This is a genomic window from Lutimonas vermicola (genome assembly GCF_038433205.1).
GTDB lineage: Bacteria > Bacteroidota > Bacteroidia > Flavobacteriales > Flavobacteriaceae > Lutimonas > Lutimonas vermicola.
In genome coordinates this window covers 890,128-898,306 of record NZ_JBCDNA010000003.1, presented here as the reverse complement: position 1 = coordinate 898,306, position 8,179 = coordinate 890,128, and the positions used below count along the sequence as shown (strand labels likewise).

Genomic DNA, 8,179 nt, shown 5'->3' with positions numbered 1-8,179 from the left:
AATTTTACTCTCTTTGTTACGCTGTCAATCTTCAATATTTTCAATGAACTTCTCTTAATCCTTTTCTCGCTCTTCTCCCTCCGCATATTGCTACCCTCTAAAAGCGGGTGCAAAACTAAAACCTTTTTCTATAATCACCAAATAAATATAACAAAAATGTCTATTTATTTTTTGACTGCGTTTTTCGGCTTTATTTCAACTTGAACTTCGCTTGTAAAACAAGTATATTACTGTTTTTAAGCGGCTGCAAAAATACAATCAAATATGAATACCAACCTAATTATTTCTCTGGTTTTTTCTTTAAATTTATAGTCTTAATTACAAAGAGCTGAAAACCTGTGCTTTCCAAAGAAATATTTTACACTTATTTTTCACCATCAACTCATCTTATTTTCACTCAAAAACAAGGTAACACCATAATATCTATATCGGCTTTTTAGAGCTGCCTGCAAAGAGGTGGATTTTAGGGTGCCTTTCTATTCTTTAGATGATATTCTATTCTTTATTTGAATTCTGATATGTATCTTTGCCACCTTATATATCTGAGCATATGATCAAAATTACATTACCAGATGGCAGTGTTAAGGAGTTTGAAAAAAATACAACTCCGATGGAAGTGGCAAAAAGCATTAGCGAAGGTCTCGCAAGAAATGTTATTTCAGCGAACTTCAACGGCAATACCGTAGAAACCAAAACACCTTTAACCACTGACGGCCCGCTTACACTCTATACCTGGAATAATCCAGAAGGAAAAAAAGCATTTTGGCATTCATCTGCGCATTTATTGGCTCAAGCTATCTTGTTTTTTCATCCCGACGCCAAATTAACCATAGGTCCTGCCATTGAAAACGGCTTCTATTACGACGTCGATTTTGGCGAACAGGGAATATCCGAATCTGATTTTAAGAATATCGAAGATAAAATGCTTGACTTTGCCCGTCAAAAATTTGAATTTGAGATGCGTGAAGTTTCCAAAGCCGACGCATTGGCTTATTACGAGGAAAAAGGCAATGAATACAAGGTAGAACTTATTAAAAACCTCACAGACGGTGATATTACTTTTTGCGACCACAGCGACTTTACTGACCTGTGCCGAGGAGGGCACGTACCCAATACCGGAATCATAAAAGCCGTAAAGATCATGAGTGTGGCCGGAGCCTATTGGAGAGGAGATGAGAATAAACCTCAACTCACAAGGGTTTATGGTATATCATTCCCAAAACAAAAAGAACTTAAAGAATATCTTGAGCTGCTGGAAGAGGCCAAGAAGCGTGACCACAGAAAATTAGGCAAAGAACTCGAACTATTTGCTTTTTCGGCAAAAGTTGGACAGGGCCTTCCTTTATGGCTACCCAAAGGAGCAGCCTTGAGAGAACGGCTTGAAAACTTTCTTAAGAAAGCACAAAAAAAGGCAGGTTATGAAATGGTGATCAGTCCGCATATAGGCCAAAAGGAACTTTATGTTACCTCAGGGCACTATGCAAAATACGGAGAAGACAGTTTTCAACCCATCCACACACCTAAAGAGAATGAAGAATTTCTCCTGAAACCAATGAACTGTCCACATCATTGCGAGATTTACAATACGAAGCCGTATTCATATAAAGACCTGCCGAAAAGGTTTGCCGAATTTGGCACCGTTTATCGCTATGAACAAAGCGGGGAACTTCATGGTTTAACCAGGGTAAGAGGGTTTACACAGGATGATGCCCATATTTTCTGTACACCGGAACAGTTAAATGAAGAATTTAATGCCGTAATTGATATTGTACTCTATGTGTTCAGCGCCTTAGGTTTTGAAGATTTTACGACACAGATCTCCCTGAGGGATCCTGAGGATAAGGAAAAGTATATCGGTAGCGATGAAAACTGGGAGAAGGCAGAAAATGCCATTATGAGATCTGCTAAAGAAAAGGGTCTTAAAACGATCATTGAATATGGGGAAGCAGCATTCTATGGCCCGAAACTTGATTTTATGGTGAAAGATGTTTTAGGCAGAAGCTGGCAGCTTGGTACGATTCAAGTTGATTATAACCTGCCCGAAAGGTTTGACCTGACATATAAGGGATCCGACAACCAACTTCACAGGCCCGTTATGATCCATCGCGCACCTTTTGGATCCATGGAAAGGTTTATAGCTATCCTAATTGAGCATACCGGAGGTAATTTTCCATTATGGCTCACCCCGGAACAAGTTATTTTACTACCTATCAGCGAGAAATACGAAAATTATACTAAAAAAGTTTTACATTTGCTAGAAAATTCCGAAATTCGCGCCCTCGTTGACGACCGCAATGAAAAAGTGGGTAGAAAAATCAGGGATGCAGAAATGAATAAAATTCCTTTTATGTTGATCATAGGGGAAAATGAAGAGAAAGAAGGCACAGTGTCAGTGAGAAAGCACAGCGAGGGTGATTTAGGTTCGTTTACAGTAGAAGAATTTGCCGACATCATTCAAAATGAAATAGACAAAACGTTACAACAGTTTTAATATATAACCAATTCCTTAAAGGAACTAAAAATTTACAGCTATAGCAATTCGAAGAAACAGAGGAGCAAGAAAACCTTGGAGAATAATAAAAGAAGATTTACACAAGATAAATCACAAAATTGACGCTCCGGAAGTGCGTCTTGTTGGGGATAATGTTGAGACAGGTATTTATCCGATAAGAGAAGCTCGGGAAATAGCGAATGAACTGGATCTTGACCTTGTTGAAATTTCTCCAAAAGCGTCACCTCCGGTTTGTAAGATAATAGAATACAAAAAGTTTCTTTACGAGCAGAAAAAACGTGAGAAGGCCTTAAAATCTAAGGCGAGTAAGGTTGTAGTTAAAGAAATTCGGTTTGGTCCGAATACTGATGAACACGATTTTGAGTTCAAAAAGAAACACGCTATCAAGTTTCTTGAAAGCGGAGCCAAATTAAAGGCTTATGTTTTCTTTAAAGGAAGATCAATTGTATTTAAAGATCAGGGACAGATCCTTTTATTGAGATTGGCCCAGGAATTGGAAGAATATGGAACGGTGGAGCAAATGCCAAAACTGGAAGGAAAAAGAATGACAATGTTCATTGCATCCAAAAAGAAGAAATAAAGGAGTAGGAAAAAATAGTATAAGCAAGTAATTAAATAGGAAGAAGATGCCTAAAATGAAGACAAAATCCAGTGCTAAGAAACGTTTTAAACTAACGGGTACCGGTAAGATTAAAAGAAAACACGCTTTCAAAAGTCATATTTTGACCAAAAAAAGCAAAAAACGTAAATTGAAATTGACACATGCCGGTTTGGTTCACAAATCAGATGAGGCCAATATCAAACAACAATTAGCGTTAAAATAAACCAGTAAGGTTTAAAAGGTAATTAATTATAAACCATGTGTTAGCGCCTCGAAAACGATTTAAAAATCTGCCTATCACAAAAAAATTTAAAACATGCCAAGATCAGTAAATTCAGTAGCCAAAAGAGCTCGTAGAAAAAAGATTTTAAAACAAGCCAAAGGTTACTTTGGGAGACGTAAAAATGTATATACCGTTGCGAAGAATGCAGTTGAAAAAGCAATGCTTTATGCATATCGCGACAGAAAACAGAACAAAAGAAATTTCCGTGGCCTATGGATCCAGCGTATAAATGCAGGAGCAAGGGAACACGGCTTATCATACTCGCAATTCATGGGTAAAATCAAAGCAAACAATATTGACTTGAACAGAAAAGTTCTCGCCGACCTTGCAATGAATGAACCGGAAGCATTTAAAGCGATTGTAGATAAAATTAAATAAAACAAATACTTGCTTATATAAAAAAACCTGAGGCTTTACCTCAGGTTTTTTTTATGCAATATTGTGAAACTATTTTTTTGTAATCAGTTAACTCCAATCACAAATTATGATTTAAAACTCTTCTTCTGTTGCTTTGAGCTTTTCAGCATTCTCAGCGAGCTTCAGTTCTTCTATGATTTTGTGGATATCACCATTCATGACATTGTTAAGGTCATATAAGGTAAGTCCAATTCTGTGCTCCGTTACCCTGCCCTGAGGATAATTATAAGTTCTGATTTTTGCAGACCTGTCACCACTGGCTACTAATGTCTTCCGTTTCGCTGAATCTTCCTTTAATTTTTTTTCTAATTCCACTTCATAAATCCTTGAACGCAGTACTTTAAACGCTTTATCCTTATTCTTGTGCTGTGACTTCTGATCCTGGCATTGGGCGACTATACCCGTAGGAACGTGTGTTAAACGAACAGCAGAATACGTTGTATTCACCGATTGCCCTCCAGGCCCTGATGCACAAAAATAATCGACCCGCACATCACTCATTTTAAGGTCAATATCAAATTCCTCTGCTTCGGGCAATACCATTACTGTTGCAGCAGAAGTATGTACCCTGCCCTGAGTTTCTGTTTGTGGCACTCGCTGAACCCTGTGAACCCCTGACTCAAACTTCATGGTTCCGTAAACATCTTCTCCGCTCAAACTAAAAATAATCTCTTTAAAGCCCCCCGAAGTCCCTTCACTAAGGTCCTCGAGTTCCACGGTCCATCCATTGTCAGCAGCAAACTTGGTATACATCCTGTATAAATCACCTGCAAATATACTGGCTTCATCTCCTCCGGTCCCAGCCCGTATCTCTACAATAACATTCTTGGCATCTTCTGGATCCTGCGGGATCAATAAAAATTTGATCTCTTCTTCCAATTGAGGAATCTTTTCATTTGCTTCCTCGAGTTGCATTTTGGCCATTTCAACCATTTCAGGATCAGATCCATCTGCAATAATCTCATTGGCCTCCTTTAAATTCGAAAGTGCTGCTGCTAATACCTCGCCTTTATCAACGATTTTCTTAAGGTCTTTGTACTCCTTATTCAATCTGACATAACGTTTTTGATCCATGATTACATCCGGTTGGATGATCAGGTCGGCCACTTCATCAAATCGTTGTTTTACTATTTGTATTTTATCAATCATCATCTTTGAATTATGCTGCAAATTTAACACTTTTTATCCTTTGTAAAGCACAAGATTAAATTCCAATAATTATAATGGATAACTTGCGTGAAATTGGCATTTTTATAATAAATTTGCATATTAAATTAACCCGTAAATTCAGTACTATGAAAAAAATACTTTTTGTATTTACCATTTTTTCCCTGGCAATAATAAGTTGTGGAGAAGCAAAAAAAGAGGAAGTTAAAAAAGAAGTAGAAGCACCTGTTGAGGCTGCAAAGGAAGCACCAGTTGCCGGCGATGATATGATCGCTCTAGGTGAAAAACTATTCACAGAAAAGACTTGTGTATCATGCCACCAGCTTGATGCAAAGATTGTAGGTCCTTCAATTAAGGATATCGTAAAAGTATATGATCAGAATGATGCAAGTATTGTAGAATTTTTAAAAGGCGACAAAGAGGCAATCGTTGAAACAGATCCTGGCCAGGTAGCAATTATGAAAGCTAATCTTGATGGTTTCGTAAAGGACTTAAAAGAAGAAGAATTAAAAGCTATTGCTGCTTATATGAAAAATGCAAAATAGCATGATGTATATTGTTCAAAAAAAACCTTTCGCCGATGACGAAAGGTTTTTTTTTGAACTAATTCACAGGAATCAAACGACCCCTTGTGCTAGCATGGCATCAGCCACCTTAACAAATCCGGCAATGTTAGCTCCTCTTACATAATCAACATACCCATCCTCTTCTTTCCCGTATTTGATACAGGCGTCATGGATATTTTTCATAATTTCTTTAAGCTTTCCATCAACCTCTTCTCTTGTCCAGTTCATTCTCAATGAATTCTGGCTCATCTCTAAACCTGAAGTTGCAACTCCACCTGCATTAGAAGCTTTTCCCGGTGCATAAAGGATTTTGGCCTTTAAGAAAGCGTGTACTGCTTCCAGATTAGATGGCATATTGGCACCTTCACTTACAACAAAACATCCGTTTGACAATAAAGCTTTGGCATCATCTCCGTCTACTTCATTCTGAGTCGCACAAGGCATTGCTACATCACACTTCTCATGCCAAGGCGTTTTACCTTTTGTGAATTTTGCCGTTGGATACTTTTTAACATACTCACTGATTCTTCCTCTTTTTATATTTTTAAGTTCCATCACAAAGGCCAGCTTTTCAGCATCAATTCCATCAGCATCGTAAATATATCCTGATGAATCAGATAAGGTTACGACCTTAGCTCCCAATTGTGTTGCTTTTTCAGTAGCGTATTGGGCAACATTACCCGATCCTGAAACCAATACTGTTTTGCCTTTCATTGAATCATTGCGTGTTTTCAGCATGCTGTCAGCAAAATATACTGTACCATATCCGGTAGCTTCAGGTCTGATTAAAGAACCTCCCCATGACATTCCTTTACCTGTAAGAACCCCGGTAAACTCATTCTTTAAACGCTTATACATACCATACAAATAACCAATCTCTCTTCCTCCTACTCCAATGTCTCCTGCAGGTACATCCGTGTTGGGGCCTATATGCCTGTAGAGTTCAGTCATAAAGCTCTGACAGAATCTCATGATCTCACTATCAGACTTTCCTTTTGGATCAAAATCTGAACCACCTTTTCCGCCTCCCATAGGAAGGGTAGTAAGACTGTTTTTGAACACCTGTTCAAAAGCTAGAAATTTTAAAATACTCATATTAACGGTTGGGTGAAATCTCAAACCTCCTTTATAGGGCCCAATGGCCGAATTCATTTGTATTCGATAACCTCGATTGACACAGATTTCACCATCATCATCAACCCAGGAAACACGGAAGGATACAGCTCTTTCTGGCTCAACCATACGCATTAAAATATTCTTACCATGATATATATCCTGAGAAACTATATATGGAATCACAGTTTCGGCAACTTCCTGAACTGCTTGCATGAATTCTGGTTCATGCCCATTTCGCTCCTCAATTTCTTTCATAAAGGCATTTATTTTTGACTTCATAATTTTGTATGGATTAAATTATTAAAATATGATTTTTTCATAGCAAAAATAATTAATTTAATAATATTGAACTACAGAAAAGAATATTAATTTCGACTTATTTTAAGGAATCAAATTCAATATTTTAACGAAGTCAGTCGGATCAAAAATTGCAGCTGATAAAATCAAGAATCCAACAAAAAAATGTAAATTTGCCATCTAAATTTATTGGCGGAAATGAAGCAAAAAATTATTGATCATTTAAATGATATCCAAGATTTTAGAACCGAAAGTTTGGAACAGATTGAGGCTTTTAGAATTAAGTATTTAGGGAGTAAAGGCCTTCTTAAACAACTATTCGCTGAATTTAAAGAGGTGGAACCCTCTATGAAGAAAGAAATAGGCCAGTCTTTAAATGAGTTGAGAAATGCCGCGACCGAAAAGGTTAATGAACTTAAAAATTCTATTGAAAATAGTGAATCCGGCCAAAAGTTGTACGGAGATCTTACGCGCCCGGGAGAACCAATAGCACTTGGAGCCAGGCATCCAATTTCAATAGTAAAGAATCAGATCATCGATGTATTCTCAAGAATTGGCTTTACAGTGTCTGAAGGCCCGGAAATAGAAGATGACTGGCATAATTTCACGGCTCTTAATCTGCCTGAATACCATCCTGCAAGAGATATGCAGGATACCTTTTTTATCGAAAAAGATCCAGACATTTTATTGCGAACCCATACTTCCTCCGTACAGGTACGGTATATGGAAAGTCATAAACCCCCCATCAGAACCGTTTCCCCGGGAAGGGTTTTTAGAAACGAAGATATTTCGGCAAGGTCACATTGTATATTCCATCAGATAGAAGGCTTGTATATTGATACTGATGTGTCATTTGCTGATTTAAAACAAACCTTGTTGTATTTTACAAAAGAAATGTTCGGTAAATCAAAAATCAGGCTTAGGCCTTCTTATTTTCCGTTCACCGAGCCCAGTGCAGAGGTAGACATATACTGGGGTCTCGAAACTGAAACTGACTATAAGATCACAAAAGGAACGGGGTGGCTCGAGATCATGGGCTGTGGAATGGTTGATCCGAACGTACTTAAAAATGCCAATATTGATCCTGAGATTTATACGGGATATGCTTTTGGCATGGGCATTGAAAGGATAGCCATGCTGTTGTATCAAATTCCTGATATCAGAATGTTTTATGAAAATGACATAAGATTCCTGAAACAGTTTAAATCAGTAATTTAAAC

General features: G+C 37.6%; 8 protein-coding genes. 6 read left to right on the top strand and 2 right to left on the bottom strand.

Annotated elements, in window-relative coordinates:
• The first annotated feature begins 550 nt into the window (after positions 1–550).
• From thrS to rplT, 4 genes are all read left to right on the top strand, one after another.
• Positions 551–2,491, top strand: a complete 1,941-nt coding sequence (gene thrS / locus AABB81_RS16025) for a threonine--tRNA ligase (RefSeq protein WP_342161574.1) — start codon at positions 551–553, stop codon at positions 2,489–2,491.
• Between the two features lie 85 nt (positions 2,492–2,576).
• A complete protein-coding gene (infC, locus tag AABB81_RS16020; protein ID WP_342161588.1) occupies positions 2,577–3,092 on the top strand; it encodes a translation initiation factor IF-3 in 516 nt (171 codons plus the stop codon).
• A gap of 46 nt (positions 3,093–3,138) precedes the next feature.
• On the top strand, positions 3,139–3,336 hold the full coding sequence (gene rpmI, locus AABB81_RS16015; protein ID WP_342161573.1) for a 50S ribosomal protein L35: 198 nt from the start codon (positions 3,139–3,141) through the stop codon (positions 3,334–3,336).
• A gap of 93 nt (positions 3,337–3,429) precedes the next feature.
• Positions 3,430–3,774 (top strand): 50S ribosomal protein L20, encoded by a 345-nt coding sequence (gene rplT / locus AABB81_RS16010; protein WP_342161572.1) that lies wholly within the window; start codon positions 3,430–3,432, stop codon positions 3,772–3,774.
• 111 nt (positions 3,775–3,885) lie between these two features.
• Here rplT and prfA read toward each other — a convergent pair whose 3' ends face one another.
• Entirely contained in the window at positions 3,886–4,962 is a 1,077-nt protein-coding gene (gene prfA / locus AABB81_RS16005) for a peptide chain release factor 1 (RefSeq protein WP_342161587.1), read from the bottom strand.
• Positions 4,963–5,108: 146 nt separating this feature from the next.
• On the opposite strand from prfA, the gene AABB81_RS16000 reads away from it, so the two are divergent.
• Positions 5,109–5,525, top strand: coding sequence for a c-type cytochrome (locus AABB81_RS16000; RefSeq protein WP_342161571.1), 417 nt, complete (start codon positions 5,109–5,111; stop codon positions 5,523–5,525).
• Between the two features lie 72 nt (positions 5,526–5,597).
• Here the strand turns inward: AABB81_RS16000 and gdhA are convergent, their stop codons facing one another.
• Complete coding sequence (gene gdhA / locus AABB81_RS15995) at positions 5,598–6,941, bottom strand: NADP-specific glutamate dehydrogenase (RefSeq protein WP_342161570.1); 1,344 nt, start codon at positions 6,939–6,941, stop codon at positions 5,598–5,600.
• A gap of 216 nt (positions 6,942–7,157) precedes the next feature.
• On the opposite strand from gdhA, the gene pheS reads away from it, so the two are divergent.
• Positions 7,158–8,177, top strand: coding sequence for a phenylalanine--tRNA ligase subunit alpha (gene pheS / locus AABB81_RS15990; protein ID WP_342161569.1), 1,020 nt, complete (start codon positions 7,158–7,160; stop codon positions 8,175–8,177).
• The last annotated feature ends 2 nt before the right edge of the window (positions 8,178–8,179 follow it).

Excerpts from the sequence above, each read along its gene's own strand:
- prfA (WP_342161587.1), bottom strand. The coding sequence starts at position 4,962 with ATGATTGATAAAATACAAATAGTAAAACAACGATTTGATGAAGTGGCC.
- pheS (WP_342161569.1), top strand. The coding sequence starts at position 7,158 with ATGAAGCAAAAAATTATTGATCATTTAAATGATATCCAAGATTTTAGA.
- thrS (WP_342161574.1), top strand. The coding sequence starts at position 551 with ATGATCAAAATTACATTACCAGATGGCAGTGTTAAGGAGTTTGAAAAA.
- gdhA (WP_342161570.1), bottom strand. The coding sequence starts at position 6,941 with ATGAAGTCAAAAATAAATGCCTTTATGAAAGAAATTGAGGAGCGAAAT.
- rplT (WP_342161572.1), top strand. The coding sequence starts at position 3,430 with ATGCCAAGATCAGTAAATTCAGTAGCCAAAAGAGCTCGTAGAAAAAAG.
- rpmI (WP_342161573.1), top strand. The coding sequence starts at position 3,139 with ATGCCTAAAATGAAGACAAAATCCAGTGCTAAGAAACGTTTTAAACTA.
- AABB81_RS16000 (WP_342161571.1), top strand. The coding sequence starts at position 5,109 with ATGAAAAAAATACTTTTTGTATTTACCATTTTTTCCCTGGCAATAATA.